This is a genomic window from Rickettsia endosymbiont of Villa modesta (assembly GCF_964026485.1).
Lineage (GTDB): Bacteria > Pseudomonadota > Alphaproteobacteria > Rickettsiales > Rickettsiaceae > Rickettsia > Rickettsia asembonensis.
Genome location: NZ_OZ032157.1, coordinates 1,347,931 through 1,372,935, shown reverse-complemented (window position 1 = coordinate 1,372,935; position 25,005 = coordinate 1,347,931). Strand labels below are relative to the sequence as shown.

The window sequence follows — 25,005 nt, the reverse complement described above, 5'->3', positions numbered from 1 at the left end:
TTACCATGAAACATGATAATTACATATTATACTACTAAATTAAGAAGTGTCAATATTAAAATTTATTTACTGATATCCTCTAAACTCCATCTAGCTTTTGGACAGAAATTCAAAGGAGTAAATAGCTTATTATTGTAACGCTCAAGTCCTGCATATGCAATCATTGCAGCATTATCGGTACATAAACGGATAGGTGGATAAATAAGCTGATAACCATATGTTTTAGCACAATTACTTAATATTTCTTGTAAATATTTATTAGCAGCAACACCGCCGGCAATAACTATAGCATCATTTAAAAAGCTTGATCCAAGCGAATTTTGCGGGTAGAGCCTGTGCTCACGTACTTTTGTACGCTCCGCAGGCTCTTCCTTAAATTCATCTTGTCTAAAGCTTTTTAAATTTAGCTGTGTAGTATAATCTATATTCTCGTAATAATCATTTACAACTCGTTCATATGCTCTAATAGCATCCTGTACCTTACTACTTAGAATTTCTCCTATGGTGAACTGAAAACTTGCCGCTATATCATTAATTACATCATCATTTAGAAAGCTTGATACAAGCGAATTTTTCGACTTTCGCCTGTACTCATGTACTTTTGTACGCTGTGCAGATTCTTCCTTAAATTCATCTTGTCTAAAGCTTTCTAAATGATGACGGTCTTTATAATTAATTTCTTGTAAATTCATTATTAAAGTACGCACGGCAGTTTTAAGCCCTGAAAAGGACATATTGCAATTACCGCTGTTAATTATAGGTTTTGGAAATTTATATTTATAAGGATTGCCAAATTTTGCTCTTTTCTCAATTTCAGGTCCTCCAGGAAAGGCTAAGTTTAGCATTTTTGCTACTTTGTCAAAGGCTTCGCCTACGGCATCATCTATAGTAGACCCTAGGATTTTATATTTTCCAAGCCCTAGAACCGCTACAAATTGGCAATGTCCCCCCGAAGCTAACAAGAGTAAATAAGGATAAGGGATATTATCGGTTAATCTTGCGGTTAAAGCATGACCTTCTAAATGATTAATTGCAATAAATGGTTTTTTAAAAGCACTGCTTAGCGACCTTGCAAACATTGAGCCGACTATAACACCGCCGATTAAACCCGGACCGGAAGTTGCAGCAATTGCACTAATTTCCGTTAATTTAGTGTTGCTCTCTTTTAAAACATTTTTTAATGCTTTATCTAGATTCGATAAGTGAGAACGTGCGGCAATTTCAGGTACGACCCCTCCAAAAACTGCATGTTCTGTATTTTGTGAAATAATTATATTAGATAAGATTTCTCGATTTTCGGTGATTATAGAAACAGCTGTATCGTCACAGCTTGATTCTATACCTAAAATTTTTATCATTTAATATTGAAACCGGTATTGGCTAAAAAAGTAGTGTTGTTACGTGGATCGATAAAATCCAATGTGTCACCCCGTGGCTTGACAGAGGTGAAATTGATCCACGCAATAAGACTCGCTCGCAATGACGATATTTATCTTTATTTAATAATGCCTAATTAGATACCTTTAAGGTATTTAATTGATTATACAGCTTATAAATAGATTGTTCGGCATCAATAATTTTTTTATTAACTATTTTTAGTAATTTTTCCGAAGGTTTTTCTGTTATTTGCGTTGCAGAACTTACTTGCTCTGCTAAATTTTTAAGTGATTCTTGTATTTCTACAAAAGATTTTTTAAATTGTTCTTTAATAGTAATAGATGATTCTTCAAGCTCTTTAATTTTTAAGCATAGATTTTCTAATAAATGATCTATTTTAGTTTGCATTAAAGTCAATTTTTGCTTTTGTTTTTTACTAAGATAGCTTAAAGTTTCTTGCATTTTTGCCTGTATACGTACTTTTGTAGTACGTTCAAGTTCTGAAGCTAAACCTATTTTACTCATTAAAAATATTATCCATTTGTGAACGTCAAAATGATACCACTTTGCACCGTTACGATAATCTGAAGGAAAAGCATGATGGTAATTGTGCCAATTTTCACCTAGTAAAAATAGAGCCATCCACCAAATATCTCCAGCGTTACCTTTGTAATATTGTTTACTACCGGCAAAGTGGCATAAAGAATTAACACAGAAAGTTGCTTGCTGCTGCAGGAATCTACCGAGTCCCATAAATAAAAATCCTGCATATGCCGATTGTATAGTACCGCCGACTAAGTAACCGATAAATAAAGGCACGACAATATTCATAAAAGCTGCTATTTGCCAATAATATTTTAGCTGCCATTTTAATAAATTGTTTTTCCCGTGCTTAGCCCAAGTAATGCGATCAATAGACTTATAGCTACCGCTTCCGACTAGCATCCATCCTATATGAGACCACATAAAGCCTAAAAATTTATTGTCAAATTTTAAAGGAGTATGCGGATCTTGGTCTTGATCCGTATATCTATGATGTTTATAATGATTCGATGCCCAAGATAAAGCCGGTCCTTGTAATGTTCCTGCAGACAGCATAATTAAAACAAACTCGGCATATTTATTTATTTTGTAGGCATTATGAGACCACAATCTATGCAAACCAATCCCAACGGTAATATTATTAATATAATAACTAGCAATTATAAAAATAACTTCAGTTAGTCCTATCCCATAATCAAACGAATATTTAACTACAAGAGATATAATAAAAATAGGATAAAATATTAAAGCAAATAAAGCAGGCTTATTTAGTTTACTTAACATAAAATTTACAGTTTTTAGTTATAAAATATATAAATTGGCAACGAATAAAATCTTATTATATTTATAGTATACATAAATATAATTAATAGATATTAACATACTTAATGCATAAATACAAAGAAAATTTTGACAACAAAATTCTAGTCGTTATCTTTATTTAAACAATAACCGATAAAACCGAACGGTTTTAATAATTAAATTGTCTTTCCCTAAGACCTCTCTAATTCTATTTATATGAACATCTATAAGACGTTCATTAAAAGTCTCTTCACTTTCCCATAAATATTTTATTATTTCTTGACGCGAAAATACTTCATTTGGAAACTGAAAAAAAAGTCGCAAAATTTTAAACTCAGTAGGACCTAGGCGAATATTCAGTCCGTCTTTGTATACTTTTTCAGTATTTAAATCAATATTTTTATGCTTAAATTTAATAATATTATCCTGTAAAACTGACTTAGAACGTCTCAATAAGCTCTTTAAAGTACCTACTATTTGCTCAGATAAAAAGGGCTTATAAAAAAATAGTACGTTATCGTCTATTTCTGTTAAATTTAATTGCTTGTTTGGTAATAAAAATATTATAGGCGTTTTAGAAAATTTATTAATTTTTCTAACGTTATTTATTGTTATTAAAGGATTTTCTTGTAATTCTGCACTAATAATCATGATAGCAAGCGGCTGACTAAAGAAATAAGTTAATGCTTTTTCTAGAGTTGAAGCCCTAATTATATTAAATCCTGCTCTCTCTATATCATTACTTAAAGAAATATTAACACTTTTTTTATTTTTTTCTTCTATAATTAAAACTTCAGGTAATAGCTTATCAAACACTGAATTAATCTCCATTAATATTTAGTAAATAATTAAAAACTTTTGTAATAATTTTCTGATTTATTAGGGTTTATAGCAAACTTTTTATAAAAAGAAACAAAGAAATAATAATTTTTTAAAGATAATACTTGAATTTAATAGTTTTAGTTGCTATAAATGGCCTTATTTTAAAGTTTGTTTGTTGGAGATTTTTATATATCATGAGCTTTTATGAATCAGTTTTTATTATACGCCAAGACGTATCATTAAACGATATAGATAAAATCGTTGATGATTTTGCTAAAATTATTAAAGATAATAATGGTACTATCGTAAAAAAAGAATATTGGGGGTTAAGAACTTTAGCTTACAAAATCAGTAATAACAAAAAAGGACATTATTATTTTTTAGGTCTAGATATTACTGGTAATGTAAAAGAAGAGCTAGAAAGAAAAATGAAGCTTAACGAAAATATCATTAGATTTCTTACAATTAAAGCAGATTCAATTAGTAGTGAACCTTCACCGATATTAAAAAATCAGAGTACAGAGAATACTCCGGTAATTGATGTAACGATTAATAATTAAATTTGTAAGAATTAAGGTTAAAGAATGTTAAAAAGTAATAATGCTAGTGAAACAGCTACTCGCAAGGTAGGAGATAAAACTGCTAAAAAAGTGTTTTTTAGAAGACGTAAAGGATGCCCTCTTTCTGTGCCTAATGCACCTGTTATTGATTATAAAAATCCTGAGCTTTTAATAAAATTTGTTTCTGAAGGCGGTAGAATGCTACCAAGCAGGATCACGAACGTTTGTGCAAAGAAACAAAGAAAGCTAAATAATGCTATTAAAATTGCAAGAATTTTAGCGTTATTACCTTTTGTATTTCAAGCTAAATAAAGGCATAATACATGGAAATTATATTAATAAAACCCGTAAGAAAATTAGGTAAAATTGGCGACATGCTCAAAGTAGCAGACGGATTTGGTCGTAATTATCTTTTACCGCAAAAATTAGCTATTAGAGCTACTGAGCCTAATAAAGAGCTAATAGTGAAACAAAAACACGAATTTGAAGCAAAAGATAAGCAAATAAGAGAAGAAGTAGAAAAAATTAATGCTCTTATTAAAGAACAAAAATTAGTTTTTATCCGTCAAACATCAGATGACGGTAAACTTTTCGGTTCGGTGACTAACAAAGAAATAGCCGATAAATTATCTGAAAATGTATCTTATAATATCGCTCATTCAAATATTATTCTTGATAAACAAATTAAATCTATCGGAATTTATACAGTTGAAATAAGACTCCATGCAGAGCTTAATGCTATAGTTACGGTTATTGTTGCAAGATCAGAATCAGAAGCACAAGATTATTTACGCGAACAAAAGACTGAAACTTCAGAAGATTTAGCTGAGTCAGCATAAATTTTTTCTATCGTCATTGCGAACGAACATCGTTCCTGCGGCAATCTAGTTAAAAATTCTGATTTACAGAATTTTTTTAACTATTTTTCTGGATTGCAACAATGCTTCGCTCCTTGCAATGACGGTTCGGTGTCCATACAACAACGTTCCACCTATGCGGGAATAACATAATTCGTACACTATCGAATTAACTACGATATCCTTAGAAATAACTTTCAACAATACTAATATTTTTCAACCATGCTATATGAAAAATTTGAGTATAATATCAATAATCTAATAGGTAATTTTGGTTTATCTAAAATAGCGGTTGCAGTCTCCGGTGGGAGCGATTCGGTAGCACTTCTTTATCTTGCTAACATTTGGGCAGAAAAAAATAATATAGAATTATCTGTTATATCGGTTGATCATAACTTACGGGAACAGTCGAAGCAAGAGACCCATTATATCCAAAATATCAGTAATAATCTAAATCGCAAGCATTATAGTTTATATTTTGATCATCAAAATAATTTTTCTAATTTACAAGAAAGAGCAAGAGAAGGACGCTATGATTTGATGACAAATCTATGTCTAAAACTCGATATATTAGTACTTTTAACTGCTCACCACGCAGATGATTATATAGAAAATTTTTGTTTAAGATTAGAACGTAATAGCGGTATATTTGGACTTAGTAGCAGTAATATTCATTGGTATAATAATATACAAATAATTAGACCGCTATATAATATTCCAAAAAGTGAATTAGTAGAGTATTTAGTCAGTCATAATATAAAGTGGTTTGAAGATGAGTCAAATTCATCTGATAAATATAGACGAAATGTTATTAGGCAAAAATTAGCTAAAGGCGAAGATTATATTAAAGCCGATATAATCTTACAACAGCTTGAAATTAATGATTTACTGGATAATAAATTTAAACCAGAGTTAATATCAGCAATAGCCGAAGCAGTCAAAATTTTTGAATATGGCTTTGCTTTTCTTGATTTAGTTAAATTTGATAAGTTTTTAAATGAGGTGAAAGTACAAATAATTAATTTTTTACTGATAATAATTAGTGGACAATCTAGAGCAGCTCGTTTTTATTCGGTAGAACCTATTTTGAAATTAATTACTCAAGACGTAAACTTTAAGAATACCCTTCATGGCTGTGTAATTAATCGTATACAAAACGAGTTACTTATATACAGGGAATTCGGCAAAAAATTACCTGAAAGTAAAATATTATTGGATAAATCCGTTATTTGGGATAATAGATTTTGCATCACAAGAAATCAAGAAACTCAAAATTGTTTTGTAACTCATCTATCGTTAGAAGATTATAAAATGATAAAGAAACAATTAGATCTAGAACCTTTGAAAAATCTATCCTGCAAAAACCACAATGCAATTTTATTTACCTTACCTATCATTAAAATACTTGAAAAAGTTATAGCAATACCACATATATCATATTATGATAACGACATGTGGAACTTTGAAGTATCTTTTGCTCCAAATTTTGTATCTCGTTTCACCCATTTTTGCTAACACCGGTATTTAGCTTTGTTGCATGGATACCAAATCGTCATTGCGAGCGGCCGTAGGCTGTGCGGCAATCCATAAAAAATTAAAAAAATGCTATAAATTAGCGTTTTTTACTGGATTGCTTCATCAAAACTTGCAGTTTTTCTTCGTAATGATGAAAAAAAACGATCCATGCAACAACGCCTCTAATACCGATAAAAATTTTTATTAGGTTTTATATCGATGAATAATCAAGGTAGAAGTATTTTAGCTTGGGCAGCACTTTTTGTTTTTGTAATATTACTTTTTAATGTTTTCCAATCTGACGGTTTACTTGGCGGAAGAAATAATATAACTTTCTCGGATTTTTTAACGCGAGTTGATGAAAAGACCGTTAATTCGGTAAAAATTCAAGGTAGAGTAATTGAAGGCACTTCAAATGACGGCTCTACTTTTAACACTTATGCTCCTGATTATCCTGATTTAGTAAATCGTCTTACTAGTAATGACGTTAATATTAAAGTGGTGCCTCTTGAAACAAGAATGAATACCTTTTTAGGCTTTTTAATTTCTTGGTTTCCTATGCTTTTATTGATAGGTGTTTGGTTTTTTTTCATGCGTCAAATGCATGGAGGCGGGAAAGCCATGGGGTTTGGAAAATCGAAAGCTAGGTTGCTATCAGATAAAGGACCAAAAATTACCTTTAAAGATGTAGCAGGTATCGATGAAGCAAAAGAAGAATTAACTGAAATAGTAGATTTCTTAAGAGATCCAAGCAAGTTCCAAAAGCTTGGGGGTAAAATACCGAAAGGCTGCTTACTTATAGGACCTCCTGGAACAGGAAAGACCCTTCTTGCTAAAGCAATTGCAGGTGAGGCTAATGTTCCGTTTTTTAGCATATCAGGCTCTGATTTTGTTGAAATGTTTGTGGGTGTCGGTGCAAGCCGTGTGCGTGACATGTTTGAACAGGGTAAACGTAATGCTCCTTGTATTATCTTTATCGATGAAATTGATGCGGTAGGTCGCCATAGAGGTATCGGTATGGGCGGCGGCAATGATGAACGTGAGCAAACCTTAAACCAAATGTTAGTCGAAATGGACGGATTTGAAGCAAATGAGGGAGTTGTGATCATTGCAGCTACAAACCGTCCTGATGTTCTTGATCGTGCATTGCTACGTCCCGGTAGGTTTGATCGTCAAATTGCCGTTGCAAACCCTGATATAAACGGTCGTGAGCAAATTCTAAAAGTACATTTAAAGAAAATTAAATATAATAGTACGGTACTAGCACGAATTATTGCTCGTGGTACCCCGGGCTTTTCCGGTGCTGAACTTGCTAACTTAGTTAATGAAGCTGCTCTTATTGCTGCAAGGCTTGGTAAGAAAGAAGTAGATATGCACGATATGGAAGAGGCAAAAGATAAGGTGCTGATGGGAGTTGCACGTCGTTCTATTGCAATGTCGGAAAAAGAAAAAAAATTGACTGCATATCATGAAGGTGGACATGCATTAGTAGGGCTTTATTGTCCTGCAGCATCGCCTATTCATAAGGCTACGATTATACCGCGCGGTAATGCTCTTGGGATGGTGCAAAGACTTCCTGAAACTGATGAATATTCTCAGAATCGTGAACAGATGGAATCATCTATAGCGGTTTATATGGCAGGAAGAGTAGCAGAGGAAATTATTTTCGGTAGAAATAAAGTTACCTCAGGAGCTTCATCGGATATAAAAGGTGCAACTAATATTGCAAGAGCGATGGTTACAAAAGCAGGTTTAAGTGATTTAATAGGACCGATATTCCATGGTTCAAGCGGTGGTGATATGTATGGTAGACAACCAAGTAATGAAACCTCGGAAGCTACTGCAGAGTTAATCGATGCCGAAGTTAAAAGAATTATTACGCAAGGATATGAATTTGCAAAAGATATTTTAACAAAACATGTAGATCAGCTTCATACTTTAGCTAATGCTTTAATTGAGTATGAGACATTATCCGGTCAGCAAATTAAAAATTTACTTAGCGGTAGAGCTTTAGATTCAGAAGAAGAAAATAAATTTCCTTTTAATGATTCATCTACTATAAAAATAGATAAAGAAAAATCACCTGAGAAAACAAAAACAGCTAAGGCTAAAAAAGAAAATTCCGCTTCCTAAGTTTAATAGTATAATTTATGTATAAATTTATAGATTTATTTTGCGGCATCGGTGGTTTTAGAAAAGCCTTGGAAACAAAGGGTCTTGAATATGTTTTTTCTTCTGATATAGACAAAGACGTACAAGAAGCATATAAAAGAAATTTTGGTGATAAGCCGTATGGTGATATTACTGAAATACCGGAAAACAAAATCCCTAAACATGATATTTTATGTGCCGGTTTTCCTTGCCAATCTTTTAGTATTTCAGGTAAGAGGCTTGGTATAGATGATATTAACGGTAGACTCTTTTATGAAATAATCAGAATAGCACAATATCACAAACCCTATATATTATTACTTGAGAATGTCAAAAATATTCTGAATATTGATAATGGCAGTGTAATTGAAACTATAGACCAAAAATTAGATGAGATTGGCTATATAAGTATATAGAAATGTGTTAAATGCTTCATTATTTGGAGTACCGCAAGCAAGAGAAAGAGTTTATTTTGTTTGTTTACGAAAAGATTTTAGCAGTGAATATACACTCAAATACGTAAAGCCGAAAAAATCTTATGAAAGGATTTTTCTTGGTGATATTTTAGAAAAGGATGTTGATAAAAGTTTATCTATTAATAGAGATGATATTGTTTTAGATAAAACACCGTTTGAAAAGCAATTAAAGCCAATTAGGATCGGTCAAGTTAATAAAGGCGGTCAAGGTGAAAGGATTTACAGCCCTTTCGGTCATTCAATAACTTTATCGGCTTTTGGTGGCGGTGTTGGTGCTAGAACCGATCTTTATTATATAAATGATAAGATAAGAAGACTATCAATCAATGAATGTAAATATTTAATGGGTTTCCCTCAAGATCATTATGTTGCAGATGGATTAAAGGGTTATAGGCAATTAGGCAACTCAGTAATTCCACAAATAATAGCAAATATATATGACTCAATAATAGCAGTTTAATGGATAATGGAAACGCATATATAGGTAAAAATGTAGAAAATCTTTTTAAAAATAGTATCAGTGAACATATTGATATAATAGATAAGATTAGAGATGTTTTTAAAATAGAAGGCAATTTTTCACATGCTATTAGCACAGGAATATATGCAGAAAAATCTGATGTTAAAATGAATTTTAGCTGCGGTTATAACATAGATGTTAGTATTTTAAGGCATATAAGCAGGCAATAGCCTATAATCAATTTACAAGAGCGTCTATAAGTAATTTTTGCAAAACATTTAACTTAAATTGTTTAGATTATCTACAAAATTTGATAATTAACAAATCGAGAAATATTAAGTCAAATTTAATTCCATTTGAAGAACAAGAAAGGGTGTTATTGATTTTTCAGCCTATTGCAAAAGAAATGGTTAAATGGTCATTCTCAAATGAAACTGTAAGAGAGTTATTAGTTTTATATCAGAGAGAAGAAAAACTAATGCGTATATATGTAATGAAAGATGTTCTAAAAGCTCTAAATTATGATATTATTTTTACAAATAAGGGTAATATTATAATAGGTAATTATATTGTAATTCAACGAAAAGGGGGGAATGGCTCTTTAAGTAAAACAATCCCTAAAGATTCAATTAAACATCCCGGTAATAACATTCAACTAAAATTAAAAATCAAAGATTTTGTTAATGGTATGAAAGATTGTGAATTAGCTAATTATTTTGTATAGTCCTAAAAATAAATTTTAAGAGAGTACTTAAATGGCAGAGTTAAGATTACCGCCAAATTCAGTAGTAAAAAAAGGAAAAGAGCATAAAGAACACGAGGAAATGCTTAAACCTAGAAAGGTAAAAATTTATAGGTATGACCCTGATCTTGATGAGAATCCTACTATCGATAGTTTTGAGATAGATTTAAGCAAAACCGGACCGATGGTTTTAGATGCTTTAATTAAAATCAAAAACGAAATCGATTCGACTCTAACGTTCAGGCGTTCTTGTCGAGAGGGAATTTGCGGTAGTTGTTCCATGAATATTGACGGTACAAATACTTTAGCATGTATAAAACCGATAGAAGAGATATCAGGCGATATCAAAATCTATCCGCTTCCTCATATGAAAGTAGTGAAAGACTTAGTACCTGATATGTCGCATTTTTATGCACAATACGAATCTATAGAACCTTGGCTCAAAACCGATAGCCCTACCCCTTCAAACTCTGAAAGGTTACAGTCGATTAAAGACCGAGAAAAGCTTGACGGTTTATATGAGTGTATATTATGTGCTTGCTGTTCTACTTCCTGTCCTAGCTATTGGTGGAACGGTGATAAATATTTGGGTCCTGCGATTTTATTGCAGGCTTATCGATGGATTGCCGATTCAAGGGATGATCATACCGGCGAACGTCTTGAAGATTTAGAAGATCCGTTCAAGCTTTATCGTTGCCATACGATTATGAACTGTACTAAGACCTGCCCGAAAGGCTTAAACCCTGCTAAGGCTATAGGTAAAATAAAAAGTTTAATTGCAGAACGTCATGGCGTATGATTCTTAATTAATTATTTTTTGTTGGTTATTTCTTAGTTCGATATCTTGTGCTTTTGCTGTTGATTGTAATAATGCCATGACACAAGGTGACATGAATTATTGTGCTGGCGAAGAATATAAGAAAGTTGATAAGAAACTAAATCAAATATATAAAGAAATATTAAAGCATATTTCAGACGAACAAGAAAAAGTTACTTTACTTAAAAAATCCCAAAATTTATGGATTAAGTACCGAGATGCTGATTGTGAATTTCGGAGTTCTGGGGTTTATGGCGGTTCCGTATATCCAATGATACTGCTTATGTGTCTTACAGAAAAAACCGAAGAGCGTATAAAAGAATTTGAAGCCATGCTGAAATGTGAAGAAGGCGACTTAAGTTGTCCCTTTATAATCAAAACTCAGAACTTAGGTTCTGTGAAAGAGCCAAAATAGATTAATTCATAATTTGTAATACTTTAAATAATGTTCCCATTTGTTTTGGGGATATTAGCCTCTCTACTTGTTTTTCTATTATCCCTGCTTGCTCCCTGCTAAGCTTATCTTGCAATGTTTGTTTGCGTAATAAGATTCCGTTTTCTATTAAAAAATCTCGTTGCGATATTGTATCTATTACATTTATTTTACTATTTTTAGCTACTGTTTTTAATGTATAAAAATCCACATGTGCCGATAAATCAGCTTCTCCAAGATTTTCAAGGATTGGGCAATATTTATGGTTTTTAACCGCTTGTAATGTTGGATTATACTGATATCTAGTTCTGTTACCCGGAGCTAGATCATAGCCGTAATCTATTATTAAGCAGCTGCCGCTTAGTTTTTTTAGATGTTGTGCTATAAATTTTATAATTTCTATTGAGTTATAAGATTCTTCAAGCACTGCTCCGTCTTTTGCTTCAATATGAGTACGCAGCAAATATTCTTGTAATTGCTTATTAACGCTTATTTTATCGTATTTAATTCTGCCGTCTACCGGTTGCACTACAAATATTCTTTCATACCATAATTCCTTGACTTTAATATATTGCTTTATCGGCATAGCATCAAAGAATTCATTAGCTATTATTATAGTAGGTTTTTTTTGTATATCTTCTACAAATGATCGATGGCTAATCGGTAAATTAATATCTTGTAAATTAGCCTTTTGATGAGCAATAAAATTTTGATTAATTTCTATTAGTTCAATTGATAAAGCTTTGTAAAATTCCGGTACTAATTTTGCAGTGCGTAGTAAATCACGCATTAATAGACCTCGACCGGGACCAAGCTCAACCAAACTAAGACTTTTTGGGCAACCGATTCTTTGCCACTCCTTGATACACCATAAGCCGATAATTTCACCGAATAGCTGCGAAATTTCAGGAGCTGTAACAAAGTCCCCTGCGCTAGCCAATGATTTTACTTGCTTATAATAGGAAGTAGGATTTGATTGTAATACTTCCTGCATGAGAACATCGCAAGTAATATAGCCGTTTTGTTCAATTGATTGTCTTATTTTGGATTCGATTGACATATTAAATAACTTCCTAAAAGTAACATAGGTACAGATAAGATTTGTCCCATAGTTAAGCTATCTAAAATAAACCCGATTTGTATGTCTGGTTCTCTAAATATTTCAATAGCGATTCGGAAAAGAGCGTAAAATATTAAAAATATTCCTGAGTTTAAACCGTACTTTTTAAGAGTTTTGTGCTTAAATGTTGCATACGCTAAGATACAAAATAATACTAAACCTTCAAAAAAAGCTTCATATAATTGACTAGGATGTCTTGGCATCAAATCACTATTAGGAAAAATCATACCAAAAGAAGAATTTGTAATACGTCCGTATAGTTCGCCGTTAATAAAATTAGCGATTCTACCTAAAAATAATCCGATAGGTACTACAGGGGCTATTATATCTGTGAGACTTAAAAAATTAATTTTATATTTTCGACAAAACAAATAAGCAGCAGTAATCACCCCTAAAGCTCCGCCATGGAAAGACATACCGCCTTCATAAGTTTTTAAGATATCTATTGGATTTGAAAAATATCTAGAAGGGTTATATAATAAAACAAATCCTAGTCTGCCTCCGACTATTATGCCTATAACGGCATAAGTAATGAAATCTTCTAGATTTTTTTTAGTAATTTGAGGTTTAAATTTTTCTATAATTTTGTTTGCATAGAACCAACCTAGCAAAATTCCTACTACATATGAAAGAGAATACCAAGAGACAGCAAGTGGACCTATAGAGAAAATAATTGTATTGATATTAGGAAATGTCATAATAATTCATTTAACGTCTGAGTTACGGAAAATTACGTAAGTAATTGACGAAGCAATCCGGTTTTTTATTATTTTTATGGATTGCCACAGCCACTTCGTGGCTTCGCAATGACAGTATCTATATTTGGTTAGCAATACCAAGTTCTTTTGAGTTAAAATTATTGATAAAAATAAAATTCTTAGTAATAATAAAAAAGATTTATATTTATAATAATAATGATAGGTAAAATATGCAATATTTAATGGATCTATATCATACCTCAAGTACTGAGTTAGTATTATTGTTTGTTATGTTAGTATCTCTTATACCGGTGATAGTTCTAATTAAAAGATTAATTTTTATTCCTGTAAAAAATTATTTAACTAGACATCATTATGATGATTATGAAAGGATACTAAAAAAATATCCTATATTTCGTTATTTATTACACACTTTATTAACACTTTACTTTATAGGTTGGGGAAATGTTTTTCATCCTACTTCTTTTAAAGCACATGTATTACTGGGAATCAAAGATACTATAGTAATCTTATATACTAGTATATCCGTGACGATGTTATTATTAACGCTTATAGATGCTTTTGCAGATTTATATAACAATAGGATCAAGGCCGTTACAAAAAATGCACCGCTTAGCTTATATTTTCAAATATTAAAAATTATTGTCATAGTTATTGCAGCAATGGTAACTATTTCATATATATTAAATATTTCGCTTAGTACATTCTTAACAAGTTTAGGTGCAGCCGCAGCTCTTTTAACATTTGTTTTCAAAGATACCGTTTTAGGATTACTTGCAAGCTTGCAACTAACTACTCAAGAAATTATTAATATTGGAGACTGGGTACGTATAGGCGAAATTGAAGGAACAGTTGAAAAAATTACTATTTCCGTAGTAACAATTAGGAATTTTGACCAATCTATTTCTACAGTTCCTACTTACAGTATTTTAAATTCTAACGTAACTAATTATAGAGGAATTAGTGAATCAGGAGCAAGAAGGGTAAAGAGAGTATTTAATATTAATATGGCAACTATTAACTTCTGTGATGCTACTATTTTAAAAGAACTAAAAAAATCTCCTTATATATCAAAGGATGTAATAGATAAAATAACTCTTGATAAAGAAGAGAAAGATTTAACCAACATTAAACTATTCAAATTATATATTCAGGAATATCTAAAAAATAATCCAGCAGTTTATACCGAAGGATTTACTTTTCTAGTAAGACAGCTTGAACCTACGATTAATGGGTTGCCTATAGAAATATATATCTTTGTTAAAGAAGTGAATTTAGTAGGTTATGAAAATATACAAGACAATATTTCTGAACATTTAATTTCTATACTTCCTGAATTTAAATTAAAAATATTTCAGAATGTAGGAGTGGTATAATATATCTGAAGTTAAATTTGTATCCAAGATGGAAGCCGTCCTTCATCTTGGATACTCACTACTCTTGAAAGAAAAGAAGTATATATACTACTTGATTATTTTCTCTAAATGCTTTAAAATTTAAAGCTTTAAAAATATGAAAATTTAAGACCTAGGAATGAATAATAATATAATTAATTTAATAGCCGCTATTATACTGTCTTTAAGTATAATTTTCGGTTGGCAATATTTTGTTGTAAAACCTGAACAAAAAAAACAGCAACAGCAAATAGCAGTGCAGAAAGCAGAAAATTTAAAGAAACAACAGTTAAAAGCTTTAGTAGAACCTGCAACTGATATTGTTGTTCAAGAAGAAAGTCAAGTACAGCGTATTAAAATAGAATCTGAATCACTCACCGGTTCTATTTCATTAAAAGGACTTAGATTTGACGATTTAATATTAAAGAAATATAAGCAAGATTTATCTAACAATAGTCCTGAAGTGAGATTATTTTCACCGGCTAATACAGAAAATGCATATTTTGCTGAAATTGGTTTAGTTAGTAATTTATCTAGTGTAAAACTCCCTAACAACGATACTATATGGAATAGTGATAGTGAAATATTAAGCCCTGAAAAACCTGTTAATTTATTTTGGGTTAATGAAGACGGAGTTAAATTTTTAGTTACTATTACTGTCGATGAAAACTATTTATTTACTATAGAACAAACCATAGTTAATAATAGTGATAAAGAACTTCCTGTGCAATCTTACGGTTTAATAAACCGTAAATATATTGCCGTAGAGAAAGCAGTGAATATATTACATCAAGGACCTATCGGGTGTATAGACGAGAATCTTAAAGAATATTCGTATGATGATATTAAAGATAAGAAAAGTGAAAAATTTGCAGCAAGTAAGGTTGACTGGATAGGAATTACCGATAAATATTGGTTATCTTCCTTGATTCCGGATAAATCAAGTAATTACAGCTCGAATTTTAATTATGCTCTTAAGCAAGGGACTGAAAGATATCAGGTAGATTTTATTTCACCGGTACAAATAATAAAGCCCGGTGAAAATTTCTCCATTAAAAGCAGAATTTTTGCAGGAGCAAAAAAAGTAGATTTGCTTGATAAATATGAAAAGCAATATGATATTAAATTATTTGATAGAGCTATTGATTTCGGCTGGTTTTATATAATTACCAAACCGGTTTTCTACGCCATGAATTTTTTCTATGGCTATGTCGGTAATTTCGGTGTTAGTATATTAATTGTTACGGTTATAATTAAGCTATTAATGTTTACTTTAGCCAATAAGTCTTATCGTTCGATGAAAAAAATGAAAAATTTACAGCCGGAAATCGATAGGATAAAAGATTTATACAGTGATGATAAAGCACGTTTAAATCAAGAAATAATGGCTTTATATAAAAAAGAAAAAGTAAATCCGGTAGCGGGTTGTTTACCTATACTTGTTCAAATTCCGGTATTTTTCTCTATCTATAAAGTATTGTATGTAACTATTGAAATGCGGCAAGCACCGTTTTACGGCTGGATTAAAGACTTATCTTCCCCTGACCCTACTACTATTTTTAATTTATTCGGCTTATTACCGTTCTCGCCGCCATCATTTTTAATGATTGGAGCATGGCCTATTTTAATGGCTATTACTATGTTCTTACAGCAAAAAATGAGTCCTGAACCTGCAGATCCGATGCAAGCTCAAGTAATGAAATTTATGCCGCTAATTTTTTTATTTATGTTTAGTAGTTTTCCTGTTGGGCTTTTAATATATTGGTCTTGGAATAATATTCTATCCATAATTCAACAATATTATATTAATAAATTTAATTAATTAATGAGAATAGATAAAAATTTACCTAATTATCTAACTATTGCTCGAATAATGGTAATTCCGGTTATTATACTGGCATTTTATATAAATAATTCACTTGCACGTAAACTTGGAGCATTATTATTTGTTTTAGCTAGTATTACGGATTTTTTTGACGGTTATATTGCAAGAAAATATAATTTAGTTACGAGCTTTGGCAAGATGTTTGATCCTATAGCAGATAAGCTACTAGTAGGTTGCGTTATTATAATGCTACTAAAAAAAGATAATGTAGATGAGATACCTTGTCTATTAATTTTAGCACGAGAATTTTTAGTTAGCGGTCTTCGGGAATTTTTAGTTTTAGTAAAGGTTAGTGTGCCTGTATCGAGACTCGCTAAAGTAAAAACGTTTTTACAAATGTTTGCTTTATCGATATTGATACTAGGCTCCAAAGGTTCAGGAATTATTTATTTAGATATATTAGGGGAAATAATTTTATGGATTGCCGCTTTTTTAACAATCATTACAGGTTATTCTTATTTTAAAGCATGTAAGAAATATTTTTAAATAGGAGAATTTTATGATATATGTAAAATATATAATTTTAGGGTTTATTATGGTGTTTAGGAACATTTAAAAACATTAAATGAAGCTTCTACTCTTTTAATTAGTTGTGTAGATTTTAGATTAATAGATGAAACAGATAAATTAATGAAGCAATTAGGGTTAGAAGATAATTTTGATAAAGTATCACTGCCCGGTGCATCGCTTGCCCTCGTTAACGACAAATATACTTATTGGGGAAAAACAATAGAAGATACTATCGAGATTTTACAAGAATTACATAACATCAAACAAATTGTTTTTCTTGATCATAGAGAATGTGGAGCTTATAAAATACTTATAGGTCAGGAACAGCTAAATACCAAGGAAAAAGAAACGGCAGCACATGCAGAAATTTTAAACAAGGCCCGTGATATAATAAAAGAAAAATTCCCCCAATTAAAAGTTTATACTTTTTTAATGGGTCTTGATGGTGTAGTAGAGCAGATTTATGAAATACCTAGCTAAAAGCGGAGTTGTTGTATGACTCGCTCTTAGGTCATTCCTACGAAAGCAGGAATCTAGGCTTCACCACTGTCACCCTGTGGCTTGACTATAGTACCGGACAGTTTTTAAAAAACTCTCGATGTCATCCCCGCTTTCGCGGGGATCTAGGCTAAAAAATCTTAATTTTAAAGATTTTTTATTATATCATTTTTTCAAGGTAAAACTTTAAAAAAGCTTTAAAGTACTGGATTCCCGCTTTTGCGGGAATGACATAGGAACAGGTTTTATCTACCCATACCATACAACTACAAGTTCACAAAAATAACAGATTTTATTTTGTATCTGTATCCTTATTATCTTTAGAATTAGCAGTATTATTTGGAGAGTCGTCTTCTGTAGGTAGTTTAGAGATGGATAGTTTTTGTTTATATTTTTGCTGCTCTGCTAAAAAATTTTGAGCCTCTTTGGAAAGGCTATTATATAGTGCACGTTTCTTCTTATTAATCTCGACTATTTCTACTCTATATTCTTGTATTTCCTTGCGTACTTCCGGTTTTATAGTACCGGCATAAGCAGAAAAATCATCTATAATTTTTTGTGTTGTAGCGTCGTTGGTTTTTGCTGCATCTTTTTTTGAGTCGTCAGAAGTTGTACTATTGGCAAAGCAGCTTGTACTAAGTAAAATAGCTATTCCAAATATTATTTTTTTTATCATATAAACCTTAAGCCTTATTCTTAATAAGTGATATTGTTGTGTGGATACCTATGTCATTCCCGCAAGGCATTGTTGCGTAGACTGGTAAAACCTACTGTGTCACCCCGTGGCTTGCTAACTAGGTCCGTAAAAACAATAAAAAATACTAATAATTTTAGTATTTTAACTGGATCCCGTGGTCAAGCCACGGGATGACAGAGGTAAAACTGATCCACGCAACAACACTTTCCCGCGAAAGCGGGAATGACATAAGAACCACGCCTATGCTTGTACGCAATGATGACTACGGTATCTACGCAAAAACTTCTTAATAAGTAGACCATTTTTAAGTCTAATAGTCAATGAAAAGATATAATAGAAATTATTTGTATTTTATTGTTTGCTGAGTATAAATATACTAATAGTTGGGAATAAATATAAAATTATGAAAAATATACAATATTATAATAATAATGCTCAAGAGTTTTATAACAGAACAATCAATGCAGATTTATCTGATAATTATAAAGAATTTATTAGCTATTTGCCGAATAAAGCTCATATTCTAGATGCTGGTTGCGGAGTTGGTCGTGATACAAAATATTTTTTAAGTCAAGGCTACTAAGTTACTGCTTTTGACGGTTCACCGAAATGGTGAAATTAGCCACAAAAGAAACCGGAATAAACATACTGCGCTCAACTTTTCAAGATATCGATTTTAAGGAGTCGTTTGATGGTGTTTGGGCTCAAGCAACTCTCCTTCATGTGCCTTATAATGAAACAACCAATGTTTATAAAAAAATTCACGCTGCATTAAAGCCAGAAGGAATTTTTTATGCTTCTTACGGATATGGTTCAGATATTATATACCTCTAGTAAATGAAAAATTGTCAAAGAAGTCAGCAAGTGTTATTAAGTAAGAATGGATTTATAGAAAATTAACATCAGTAGAAAAAGAAGAATTAAAACTTTACCATAGAAGCGAAAGGGATAAGAGGATTTGTGATAGAATCAAAGCTGTTCTCATGTATGATGATAGCTATAGTAACGCGAATTTAGGATAAGGAAGAAGAGAAGCATGGAATAAGAATAAAGTATTTACAAGTTAAGAGTGTTGGGTTACTGAAGTTTTTCAACAAAAAAACAAGAACCCAACAATGAAAAAATGTATCACAACTTTATTTTATATACTAGACAATTTTTGTGAAATATATGAAGAATGGGAGAAGCAAAAATTAATACCAACAGATAGAAAACGCCGGAGAGAAGGGAATTTAAGCCTTTCAGAGCTTTTAACTATCGTATTATATTTTTATATATCGCCGTGCAAAGATTTTAAGAATTATTATTTATATCACTTATCATATAAATATAGAGGTTATTTTAAATTACCAAGTTATAGTCGAATAATACAATTATGGTCAAGATTAATTCTACCGCTTGGTTATAATGTTGCAACTATTTAGAGGAGAGGAAACAGGAATTTATTGCATAGATTCAACTAAATTATCGATATGTTATACAAAACGTACAAATAGCAATAAAGTATTTAGTGGTATACTTCTTTTACCTGAAGAATTGGTAGTATTAGATATTAATTATCCATAAGAACATTGATTATTCGCTCATCTAAATATTCATTTTCCAACTTTTCAAGTTAAAGAAGTATATAGCTAAAATAGGGATGAGTAGTTATGGATGGTTTATGGGGTTTAAGTTGCATATAGTAATTAACAATAAGGGAGCGATTATGGCGATCAAAATTACCAAAGCAAATAATAGTGATTTATCGGTAGCAGACGATATAACTGATGGATTACAAGGTAAACTCTTTGGTGATAAGGGATATATTTCTAAGGAATTATTTACTAAATTATTAGGTCGTGGATTACGCTTATTTACAGGAATTAGAAAAGATATGAAGAATCATTTATTGGAAATGGAAGATAAAATACAGCTTAGAAAAAGGTCGTTGGTTGAGTCAGTATTTAATGTCCTAAAAAATAATATGAATCTTGAACACTCAAGGCATCGATCACCTACTAATTTTTTAGTTCATATTCTAGCTTGTGTTAATGCTTTTAATATTACTAAAACTAATATTTTAAACTCTTTTTTCGATAATCTTAAACTCTTCTTATCCTAAACTGGCGTTAGTATTGATGAGATATCGAAAGTGTTATTACTGAGTGATGAAGGGATAAGAAAACATTTAATAGATTATCATAATGCTCAGAAGCTTAAGCCTGGAAATGGCGGTAGTGATAGTCACCTTACTAGACAGGAGGAAGCAGAGTTAATAGTTCATCTAGAAAATAATAATTATGTGTATGCTAGAGATATAGGTTTGTTCATAGAACGTCAATATGGAGTAATCTATACATTAGCTGGGGTAATCAAGCTGTTACACAGACTTGGTTTTAGTTATAAGAAACTTAAGTTAATTCCTGGAAAAATAGATTTAGCTAAGCAAGAGGAATTTAAGCTGCAATATAGTTTGCTAAAAAATAATTTAGCTAAAGATGAGTCTATTTATTTTATGGATAGTGTTCATCCTCAATACCAAACTCGAGCAAGATTTGGTTGGATTAGAAAGAATGTAGTTAAAACATTACCAAGTTTCAGTGGTTGGAAGCGTAAACATATTATTGGTGCTATTAATCTTAAGGATTTAGAGGTAGTAACAACTGACAATCCTAAGGTTAATGGTGATTATATACTTCTTTAACTTGAAAAGTTGGAAAATGAATATTTAGATGAGCGAATAATCAATGTTCTTATGGATAATTAATATCTAATACTACCAATTCTTCAGGTAAAAGAAGTATATTATTGAATTTTTAAAGGAATTAGAAGCAAATAATCAAGATAAAAGTAAGATTTATTTGATATGCGATAATGCTGGATATCATAGGTCAAAAAAGGTAAAAGAATATCTACAATACAGTAAAATAGAGTTACTATTTTTGCCAGCATATAGTCCTAATTTGAATCCAATTGAACGACTGTGGAAATTTATGCATTCTGTTGTAAGTAACAATAAATTTTATGCGAATTTTGAGACATTTACTGATTCTATACGAGTATTTTTTGAAAATATTGAAAAATATAAAAATAAAATTTCTTCATTGGTAAATGACAATTTTCAAACCATTGTGCCTAATCATTTTAACAACTCTTCATGTTGAAGAAGTATATCTAAAATGTCTAAGGAGGCTATTAATCAGGTTACTAATAATGGTGAAACAACTTTAAGTATAGCTAAGAATAAAGGTTTAAAAAATGTATGTGACTTATTGCATAAAATAGATGGTTTTCAAAAGTTGGCTGATGGAATAAACGGTAAAGTAGACACTAATATTGCAATAAATGCTAAAGATAAAGCTATAATAAAAGACACTATAGATGAGATAATACACAAAGCTAAAGAACTTAATAATACAACCGATATAGAGACAATAACTGCTAGTATGCAAGAGCTTATAGTTGATAAATCTACAAAATTAAAACTCATGATTATAGAGAACCAGCTTAACGAAATAATTGATAGCCAAAATATAAATGATGATGATGTTAGCATGTTAGGCGGTGATTTTGTACCTGCTGCCGGTTAATAATAAAATGCAAAAATATTTATCAATTAAGCAGACATCACTGGAGAAGGGGCAAAAGATTTCGTTGGATAATTTCCACTTTCTTTCTCCAATTTTTCAAAATGAAATATACCAAATCCAAATCCAATACTTGTTGGAATCATAATAATTAATACTCCCCAGTTTCCCAAGGTTTTTATTAAATGAGGAAAACCAAAAGAGCTAATAACATACATACAAGCAGCTGATAAAGCATATGTAAATGTTACGGAAGTAAAGCGTTTAAAGATTGGAAAATGTCTAAAACAATTTGGTACAGCCGGCATAACATTAAGGGTAAAAGCCATGATAAGTGATTGAATAATGAATATTTGATTTGGATTAGAAGCCTTATTTAATAAATATGGACATAGTAATATTGTAATAGTAAAAATACCTAATAATGCTTTTAGAATTTTTAAAGGATATATCTTATAACTTAATGCTGCTACTATTATTATACTTATAAGTTCTATTATAGATAATTTGAAATTTTGTTTTATAACTTGTTCAGGAGTACAGTTAAATTTGGTTACAAGAATATTGCCGCAATAAATATATGCAAAATAAAAACATACAGGCCATGCACAATCCATTATAAATAGAGCTATTGCTGTCTTTTTATTAATTTTTTCTTTCCAAATAGGATTATTTTCTAATACTTTTATATCCCTATTAGCTTTTTCAAAAGTTTTAAGTAATTTAAGCTTTGCATTAGCAAATTCAGGGGTTTCTCGTAATGCGGTTCTTGCTAATGTTCCTACAACGGCAATAATTGCACCGATACCAAATACATAACGCCAATTAAAGCCATAAGAAGTCACAATAGTAGCAACCCCTAAAGCTGCGAAAGTTCCTACAGTAGCGAAAACCGTAGCTAAGGCTACAATAGGATATTGTATTGGAGGCTTAGTAAATTCGGTTAAATAAACTTCTGTTCCTATTACCTCTCCCATTGAGGACATACCTTGAACAATTCTACATAATATTATTATAATAGAAGCTGTTATACCAATTTCATTGTGAGTAGGAAGTAATGCCATTACTATGCACGAAGTAGCCATCATCATAGTTGTTATAACTACTGTAGTTTTTCGCCCATATGTATCGCCTAAATATCCAAAAACGAGAGCTCCGAGCGGTCTTAAAGATAAAAGTAGCACATAAAGCTGCTATAGAGTAAAGCGAAGTAGCATAAGCATCAGCTTTTGGGAAAAAAAGCTCATTAAGAAGTACGGACATATGGACATAAAGCATAAGATCAAAATATTCCAATAAGGTTCCTACAGATAACAACCCTACAACTTGTTTTTGTTCTTTTGTCAAACTTCTTTGTTCTTTTTCGTAGCCTAGCATAATTCCTGTATAAAAAATTAAATTGTAAAAAGAATTAATACTGTTTTGTATAAAAGTCAATAAAGGATTTTGTTTATATGTTTAAATAGATTAATAATATTTCCTAATGCTTAATTACAAATCAGAGGAATATCTAATATATTAGACCAAATTTTATCCCAACCTTTTGCATGAGAAATATTAGGAAAAGTTTGCTTTTTTACACATGGTGAGTTACTTGTTTTTACGTAAAGTTCTGCTATGAAAGGCGGGACCCTTTTGTCATCCATGCCGGAGAGATGTAATTGAGGGATATTATTAACCTGCTTTGCATAATTTATTGGGTTTAACGATTTAACTAAGTAACCACGATAATTATGATATTTATCGAACTTTTTAGTATCTAAATTACCGGCAATCGTTATAATATCTTTAACATTACTATTTTGAGCGGCAATTAATATTGTAAGCCCGCCGCCACCGGAGAAGCCGACTAAGCTAAATTTTTGTCCGTTATTGATAATATTTATGACATTGTTAATTGAATCTACGACTTCCTGCCCCATTCTTTTATCTAACCAATAATCGCTAACGCATTTTGGATTCATTTCTAAAGGAGTATATTGACAAGGTCGTGTTATATAAACAACATTCGGTCTTTTATCGATTGTAGCAAGCTTCAAGAGCATCGGATTAACAGGGGTAGGGTTGTCAGAGTTAACGCCGCCATCCGCAAGATGCCCATCTCCCTCAATATAGAATACGAAAGGTAGGTTATGGTCGGTAATACGCTGATAAGTCGTAAGAGTAAAATCACCACCGTTTACTAGCCTCATCTGAAAGTTATTTTGAGTTGCTATATCTTGTGAATGCTTTACCCTACTAGCTACATCATGAGTGGTAGAACACCCTGAAAGAAATATTGATGTAAGGAATATTATACAAAGAAGTTTTTTCATAATATTTATAGGCAATATTTGGTAGAAGTTACTTGCATGTCTTTAATGATATTCCTGCGTGGACACCAAATCGTCATTGCGAGCGACCGTAGGGAGCGTGGTAATCCAAGAAAAATAATAAAAAATTCTGATTTACAGAATTTTTTACTGGATTGCTTCGCCCTGATTACTACGTAATTTTTCTCGCAATGACAGAAAATAATTAAAATGGTATTTCGTCGTCTAAGTCGCTATGGTCAAAGGAATGATTTTTAGCTTCAGGATGTTTATATTCGCTATGCCCTGAATCTTGAGTATGATTATTAGAGTTTTTACTATCTAATAATATTAATTGTGAATTAAAATTTTGTAACACAACTTCCGTGGTATATTTTTCTTGACCTGAATTATCATTCCACTTACGGGTTTGCAATGAACCTTCAATATATAATTTACTACCTTTTGTGACATAGCGTTCTACAACAGATACTAATCCTTCGCTAAATATGACTACTCTATGCCATTCAGTTCGTTCTTTTCGTTCGCTGGTAATGCGATCTTTCCAAGTTTCGGTTGTTGCTAAGGAAAGATTAATGATTTTTTTCCCTTCGCCCGTAGTTCTAATTTCCGGATCACGCCCTACATTACCTATTAATATTACTTTATTTAAACTACCTGCCATAGATTACTACCTATTTTAAAATATTATTATTGCAATAATAAAATAAAAGAGCCTATAATACTACAGGTTTTTTAAAAAATATC

General features: G+C 31.2%; 29 protein-coding genes and 3 pseudogenes. 23 read left to right on the top strand and 9 right to left on the bottom strand.

Features of this window, described 5'->3' with window-relative positions; genetic code table 11:
• Nucleotides 1-62: 62 nt before the first annotated feature.
• Entirely contained in the window at nucleotides 63-1,358 is a 1,296-nt protein-coding gene (gene tsaD / locus AC5584_RS07820; protein WP_499216399.1) for a tRNA (adenosine(37)-N6)-threonylcarbamoyltransferase complex transferase subunit TsaD, read from the bottom strand.
• A 33-nt stretch (nucleotides 1,359-1,391) separates the two neighbouring features.
• Between tsaD and AC5584_RS07815 the strand changes: the two genes are divergently transcribed.
• Nucleotides 1,392-1,517 carry a hypothetical protein gene (locus tag AC5584_RS07815; protein WP_499216398.1) on the top strand — a complete coding sequence of 42 codons (126 nt, stop codon included), beginning with the start codon at nucleotides 1,392-1,394 and terminating at the stop codon, nucleotides 1,515-1,517.
• On the opposite strand, the gene AC5584_RS07810 is transcribed toward AC5584_RS07815, so the two are convergent.
• Both AC5584_RS07810 and AC5584_RS07805 read right to left on the bottom strand, forming a co-directional pair.
• Nucleotides 1,510-2,703: a fatty acid desaturase gene (locus tag AC5584_RS07810; protein WP_499216397.1), complete on the bottom strand. Its 1,194-nt coding sequence runs from the start codon at nucleotides 2,701-2,703 to the stop codon at nucleotides 1,510-1,512. The genes AC5584_RS07815 and AC5584_RS07810 overlap by 8 nt on opposite strands.
• 153 nt (nucleotides 2,704-2,856) lie before the next feature.
• Nucleotides 2,857-3,537 (bottom strand): winged helix-turn-helix domain-containing protein, encoded by a 681-nt coding sequence (locus AC5584_RS07805; protein ID WP_499216396.1) that lies wholly within the window; start codon nucleotides 3,535-3,537, stop codon nucleotides 2,857-2,859.
• Between the two features lie 200 nt (nucleotides 3,538-3,737).
• Here AC5584_RS07805 and rpsF point away from each other — a divergent pair, with 200 nt between their 5' ends.
• The 11 genes from rpsF (at nucleotide 3,738) to AC5584_RS07750 (ending at nucleotide 11,536) form a co-directional block, all read left to right on the top strand.
• Nucleotides 3,738-4,103: a 30S ribosomal protein S6 gene (gene rpsF / locus AC5584_RS07800; protein ID WP_499216395.1), complete on the top strand. Its 366-nt coding sequence runs from the start codon at nucleotides 3,738-3,740 to the stop codon at nucleotides 4,101-4,103.
• 24 nt (nucleotides 4,104-4,127) lie between these two features.
• Nucleotides 4,128-4,415 (top strand): 30S ribosomal protein S18, encoded by a 288-nt coding sequence (rpsR, locus tag AC5584_RS07795; RefSeq protein WP_010420625.1) that lies wholly within the window; start codon nucleotides 4,128-4,130, stop codon nucleotides 4,413-4,415.
• A gap of 11 nt (nucleotides 4,416-4,426) precedes the next feature.
• Nucleotides 4,427-4,942 (top strand): 50S ribosomal protein L9, encoded by a 516-nt coding sequence (gene rplI / locus AC5584_RS07790; protein ID WP_499216394.1) that lies wholly within the window; start codon nucleotides 4,427-4,429, stop codon nucleotides 4,940-4,942.
• A 240-nt stretch (nucleotides 4,943-5,182) separates the two neighbouring features.
• Nucleotides 5,183-6,475 (top strand): tRNA lysidine(34) synthetase TilS, encoded by a 1,293-nt coding sequence (tilS, locus tag AC5584_RS07785; RefSeq protein ID WP_499216393.1) that lies wholly within the window; start codon nucleotides 5,183-5,185, stop codon nucleotides 6,473-6,475.
• Nucleotides 6,476-6,694: 219 nt separating this feature from the next.
• Nucleotides 6,695-8,608: an ATP-dependent zinc metalloprotease FtsH gene (ftsH, locus tag AC5584_RS07780; protein WP_499216392.1), complete on the top strand. Its 1,914-nt coding sequence runs from the start codon at nucleotides 6,695-6,697 to the stop codon at nucleotides 8,606-8,608.
• A 17-nt stretch (nucleotides 8,609-8,625) separates the two neighbouring features.
• A complete protein-coding gene (locus AC5584_RS07775; RefSeq protein WP_499216391.1) occupies nucleotides 8,626-9,042 on the top strand; it encodes a DNA cytosine methyltransferase in 417 nt (138 codons plus the stop codon).
• Between the two features lie 4 nt (nucleotides 9,043-9,046).
• The gene (locus tag AC5584_RS07770) at nucleotides 9,047-9,562 is read left to right on the top strand and encodes a DNA cytosine methyltransferase (protein WP_499216390.1); all 516 of its coding nucleotides are present in this window, start codon (nucleotides 9,047-9,049) and stop codon (nucleotides 9,560-9,562) included.
• Nucleotides 9,562-9,792, top strand: a complete 231-nt coding sequence (locus tag AC5584_RS07765) for a hypothetical protein (protein WP_499216389.1) — start codon at nucleotides 9,562-9,564, stop codon at nucleotides 9,790-9,792. Before AC5584_RS07770 ends, AC5584_RS07765 begins: the two co-directional genes overlap by 1 nt.
• 80 nt (nucleotides 9,793-9,872) lie before the next feature.
• Nucleotides 9,873-10,286 carry a hypothetical protein gene (locus tag AC5584_RS07760; protein WP_499216388.1) on the top strand — a complete coding sequence of 138 codons (414 nt, stop codon included), beginning with the start codon at nucleotides 9,873-9,875 and terminating at the stop codon, nucleotides 10,284-10,286.
• A gap of 31 nt (nucleotides 10,287-10,317) precedes the next feature.
• Nucleotides 10,318-11,103, top strand: coding sequence for a succinate dehydrogenase iron-sulfur subunit (locus AC5584_RS07755; protein ID WP_499216387.1), 786 nt, complete (start codon nucleotides 10,318-10,320; stop codon nucleotides 11,101-11,103).
• Between the two features lie 76 nt (nucleotides 11,104-11,179).
• A complete protein-coding gene (locus AC5584_RS07750) occupies nucleotides 11,180-11,536 on the top strand; it encodes a lysozyme inhibitor LprI family protein (RefSeq protein WP_499216386.1) in 357 nt (118 codons plus the stop codon).
• Nucleotide 11,537: 1 nt separating this feature from the next.
• Here the strand turns inward: AC5584_RS07750 and AC5584_RS07745 are convergent, their stop codons facing one another.
• Nucleotides 11,538-12,614, bottom strand: coding sequence for a class I SAM-dependent methyltransferase (locus AC5584_RS07745; protein WP_499216385.1), 1,077 nt, complete (start codon nucleotides 12,612-12,614; stop codon nucleotides 11,538-11,540).
• The gene (gene lgt, locus AC5584_RS07740; RefSeq protein WP_499216384.1) at nucleotides 12,593-13,372 is read right to left on the bottom strand and encodes a prolipoprotein diacylglyceryl transferase; all 780 of its coding nucleotides are present in this window, start codon (nucleotides 13,370-13,372) and stop codon (nucleotides 12,593-12,595) included. Before lgt ends, AC5584_RS07745 begins: the two co-directional genes overlap by 22 nt.
• Nucleotides 13,373-13,602: 230 nt before the next feature.
• Here lgt and AC5584_RS07735 point away from each other — a divergent pair, with 230 nt between their 5' ends.
• From AC5584_RS07735 to AC5584_RS07720, 4 genes and pseudogenes are all read left to right on the top strand, one after another.
• Nucleotides 13,603-14,769 (top strand): mechanosensitive ion channel family protein, encoded by a 1,167-nt coding sequence (locus AC5584_RS07735; RefSeq protein WP_499216383.1) that lies wholly within the window; start codon nucleotides 13,603-13,605, stop codon nucleotides 14,767-14,769.
• Between the two features lie 157 nt (nucleotides 14,770-14,926).
• Nucleotides 14,927-16,609: a membrane protein insertase YidC gene (gene yidC, locus AC5584_RS07730; protein WP_499216382.1), complete on the top strand. Its 1,683-nt coding sequence runs from the start codon at nucleotides 14,927-14,929 to the stop codon at nucleotides 16,607-16,609.
• Between the two features lie 3 nt (nucleotides 16,610-16,612).
• Entirely contained in the window at nucleotides 16,613-17,158 is a 546-nt protein-coding gene (gene pgsA, locus AC5584_RS07725) for a CDP-diacylglycerol--glycerol-3-phosphate 3-phosphatidyltransferase (protein ID WP_499216381.1), read from the top strand.
• 13 nt (nucleotides 17,159-17,171) lie between these two features.
• Nucleotides 17,172-17,662: pseudogene (locus AC5584_RS07720) on the top strand (carbonic anhydrase).
• A gap of 310 nt (nucleotides 17,663-17,972) precedes the next feature.
• Here AC5584_RS07720 and AC5584_RS07715 read toward each other — a convergent pair.
• Nucleotides 17,973-18,356, bottom strand: coding sequence for a hypothetical protein (locus tag AC5584_RS07715; RefSeq protein WP_499216380.1), 384 nt, complete (start codon nucleotides 18,354-18,356; stop codon nucleotides 17,973-17,975).
• A gap of 69 nt (nucleotides 18,357-18,425) precedes the next feature.
• Here AC5584_RS07715 and AC5584_RS07710 point away from each other — a divergent pair, with 69 nt between their 5' ends.
• From AC5584_RS07710 to AC5584_RS07680, 7 genes and pseudogenes are all read left to right on the top strand, one after another.
• Nucleotides 18,426-18,551 (top strand): proline/betaine transporter, encoded by a 126-nt coding sequence (locus AC5584_RS07710; RefSeq protein ID WP_499217097.1) that lies wholly within the window; start codon nucleotides 18,426-18,428, stop codon nucleotides 18,549-18,551.
• Nucleotides 18,552-18,780: 229 nt separating this feature from the next.
• Nucleotides 18,781-18,960: a class I SAM-dependent methyltransferase gene (locus AC5584_RS07705; protein WP_410527621.1), complete on the top strand. Its 180-nt coding sequence runs from the start codon at nucleotides 18,781-18,783 to the stop codon at nucleotides 18,958-18,960.
• Between the two features lie 26 nt (nucleotides 18,961-18,986).
• The gene (locus AC5584_RS07700; protein WP_499216379.1) at nucleotides 18,987-19,211 is read left to right on the top strand and encodes a methyltransferase domain-containing protein; all 225 of its coding nucleotides are present in this window, start codon (nucleotides 18,987-18,989) and stop codon (nucleotides 19,209-19,211) included.
• Between the two features lie 281 nt (nucleotides 19,212-19,492).
• A pseudogene (locus AC5584_RS07695) lies at nucleotides 19,493-20,481 on the top strand (IS982 family transposase).
• A 30-nt stretch (nucleotides 20,482-20,511) separates the two neighbouring features.
• Entirely contained in the window at nucleotides 20,512-21,063 is a 552-nt protein-coding gene (locus AC5584_RS07690; protein ID WP_499216378.1) for a winged helix-turn-helix domain-containing protein, read from the top strand.
• Between the two features lie 100 nt (nucleotides 21,064-21,163).
• A complete protein-coding gene (locus tag AC5584_RS07685) occupies nucleotides 21,164-21,523 on the top strand; it encodes a transposase (protein WP_499217044.1) in 360 nt (119 codons plus the stop codon).
• A gap of 15 nt (nucleotides 21,524-21,538) precedes the next feature.
• A complete protein-coding gene (locus AC5584_RS07680) occupies nucleotides 21,539-21,949 on the top strand; it encodes a hypothetical protein (RefSeq protein WP_499216377.1) in 411 nt (136 codons plus the stop codon).
• A 26-nt stretch (nucleotides 21,950-21,975) separates the two neighbouring features.
• Here AC5584_RS07680 and AC5584_RS07675 read toward each other — a convergent pair.
• The 3 genes and pseudogenes from AC5584_RS07675 to AC5584_RS07665 form a co-directional block, all read right to left on the bottom strand.
• Nucleotides 21,976-23,323 (bottom strand): annotated as a pseudogene (locus tag AC5584_RS07675) (MFS transporter).
• Between the two features lie 110 nt (nucleotides 23,324-23,433).
• Nucleotides 23,434-24,261, bottom strand: coding sequence for an alpha/beta hydrolase family protein (locus tag AC5584_RS07670; RefSeq protein WP_499216376.1), 828 nt, complete (start codon nucleotides 24,259-24,261; stop codon nucleotides 23,434-23,436).
• Between the two features lie 202 nt (nucleotides 24,262-24,463).
• The gene (locus tag AC5584_RS07665) at nucleotides 24,464-24,922 is read right to left on the bottom strand and encodes a single-stranded DNA-binding protein (protein WP_041079061.1); all 459 of its coding nucleotides are present in this window, start codon (nucleotides 24,920-24,922) and stop codon (nucleotides 24,464-24,466) included.
• Between the last annotated feature and the right edge of the window lie 83 nt (nucleotides 24,923-25,005).

Coding starts and splice junctions, on each gene's coding strand:
- tsaD (WP_499216399.1), bottom strand. CDS start 1,358: ATGATAAAAATTTTAGGTATAGAATCAAGCTGTGACGATACAGCTGTT.
- AC5584_RS07810 (WP_499216397.1), bottom strand. CDS start 2,703: ATGTTAAGTAAACTAAATAAGCCTGCTTTATTTGCTTTAATATTTTAT.
- rpsF (WP_499216395.1), top strand. CDS start 3,738: ATGAGCTTTTATGAATCAGTTTTTATTATACGCCAAGACGTATCATTA.
- rpsR (WP_010420625.1), top strand. CDS start 4,128: ATGTTAAAAAGTAATAATGCTAGTGAAACAGCTACTCGCAAGGTAGGA.
- rplI (WP_499216394.1), top strand. CDS start 4,427: ATGGAAATTATATTAATAAAACCCGTAAGAAAATTAGGTAAAATTGGC.
- tilS (WP_499216393.1), top strand. CDS start 5,183: ATGCTATATGAAAAATTTGAGTATAATATCAATAATCTAATAGGTAAT.
- ftsH (WP_499216392.1), top strand. CDS start 6,695: ATGAATAATCAAGGTAGAAGTATTTTAGCTTGGGCAGCACTTTTTGTT.
- AC5584_RS07775 (WP_499216391.1), top strand. CDS start 8,626: ATGTATAAATTTATAGATTTATTTTGCGGCATCGGTGGTTTTAGAAAA.
- AC5584_RS07765 (WP_499216389.1), top strand. CDS start 9,562: ATGGATAATGGAAACGCATATATAGGTAAAAATGTAGAAAATCTTTTT.
- AC5584_RS07755 (WP_499216387.1), top strand. CDS start 10,318: ATGGCAGAGTTAAGATTACCGCCAAATTCAGTAGTAAAAAAAGGAAAA.
- AC5584_RS07750 (WP_499216386.1), top strand. CDS start 11,180: ATGACACAAGGTGACATGAATTATTGTGCTGGCGAAGAATATAAGAAA.
- AC5584_RS07745 (WP_499216385.1), bottom strand. CDS start 12,614: ATGTCAATCGAATCCAAAATAAGACAATCAATTGAACAAAACGGCTAT.
- lgt (WP_499216384.1), bottom strand. CDS start 13,372: ATGACATTTCCTAATATCAATACAATTATTTTCTCTATAGGTCCACTT.
- AC5584_RS07735 (WP_499216383.1), top strand. CDS start 13,603: ATGCAATATTTAATGGATCTATATCATACCTCAAGTACTGAGTTAGTA.
- yidC (WP_499216382.1), top strand. CDS start 14,927: ATGAATAATAATATAATTAATTTAATAGCCGCTATTATACTGTCTTTA.
- pgsA (WP_499216381.1), top strand. CDS start 16,613: ATGAGAATAGATAAAAATTTACCTAATTATCTAACTATTGCTCGAATA.
- AC5584_RS07715 (WP_499216380.1), bottom strand. CDS start 18,356: ATGATAAAAAAAATAATATTTGGAATAGCTATTTTACTTAGTACAAGC.
- AC5584_RS07705 (WP_410527621.1), top strand. CDS start 18,781: ATGAAAAATATACAATATTATAATAATAATGCTCAAGAGTTTTATAAC.
- AC5584_RS07700 (WP_499216379.1), top strand. CDS start 18,987: ATGGTGAAATTAGCCACAAAAGAAACCGGAATAAACATACTGCGCTCA.
- AC5584_RS07680 (WP_499216377.1), top strand. CDS start 21,539: ATGTCTAAGGAGGCTATTAATCAGGTTACTAATAATGGTGAAACAACT.
- AC5584_RS07670 (WP_499216376.1), bottom strand. CDS start 24,261: ATGAAAAAACTTCTTTGTATAATATTCCTTACATCAATATTTCTTTCA.
- AC5584_RS07665 (WP_041079061.1), bottom strand. CDS start 24,922: ATGGCAGGTAGTTTAAATAAAGTAATATTAATAGGTAATGTAGGGCGT.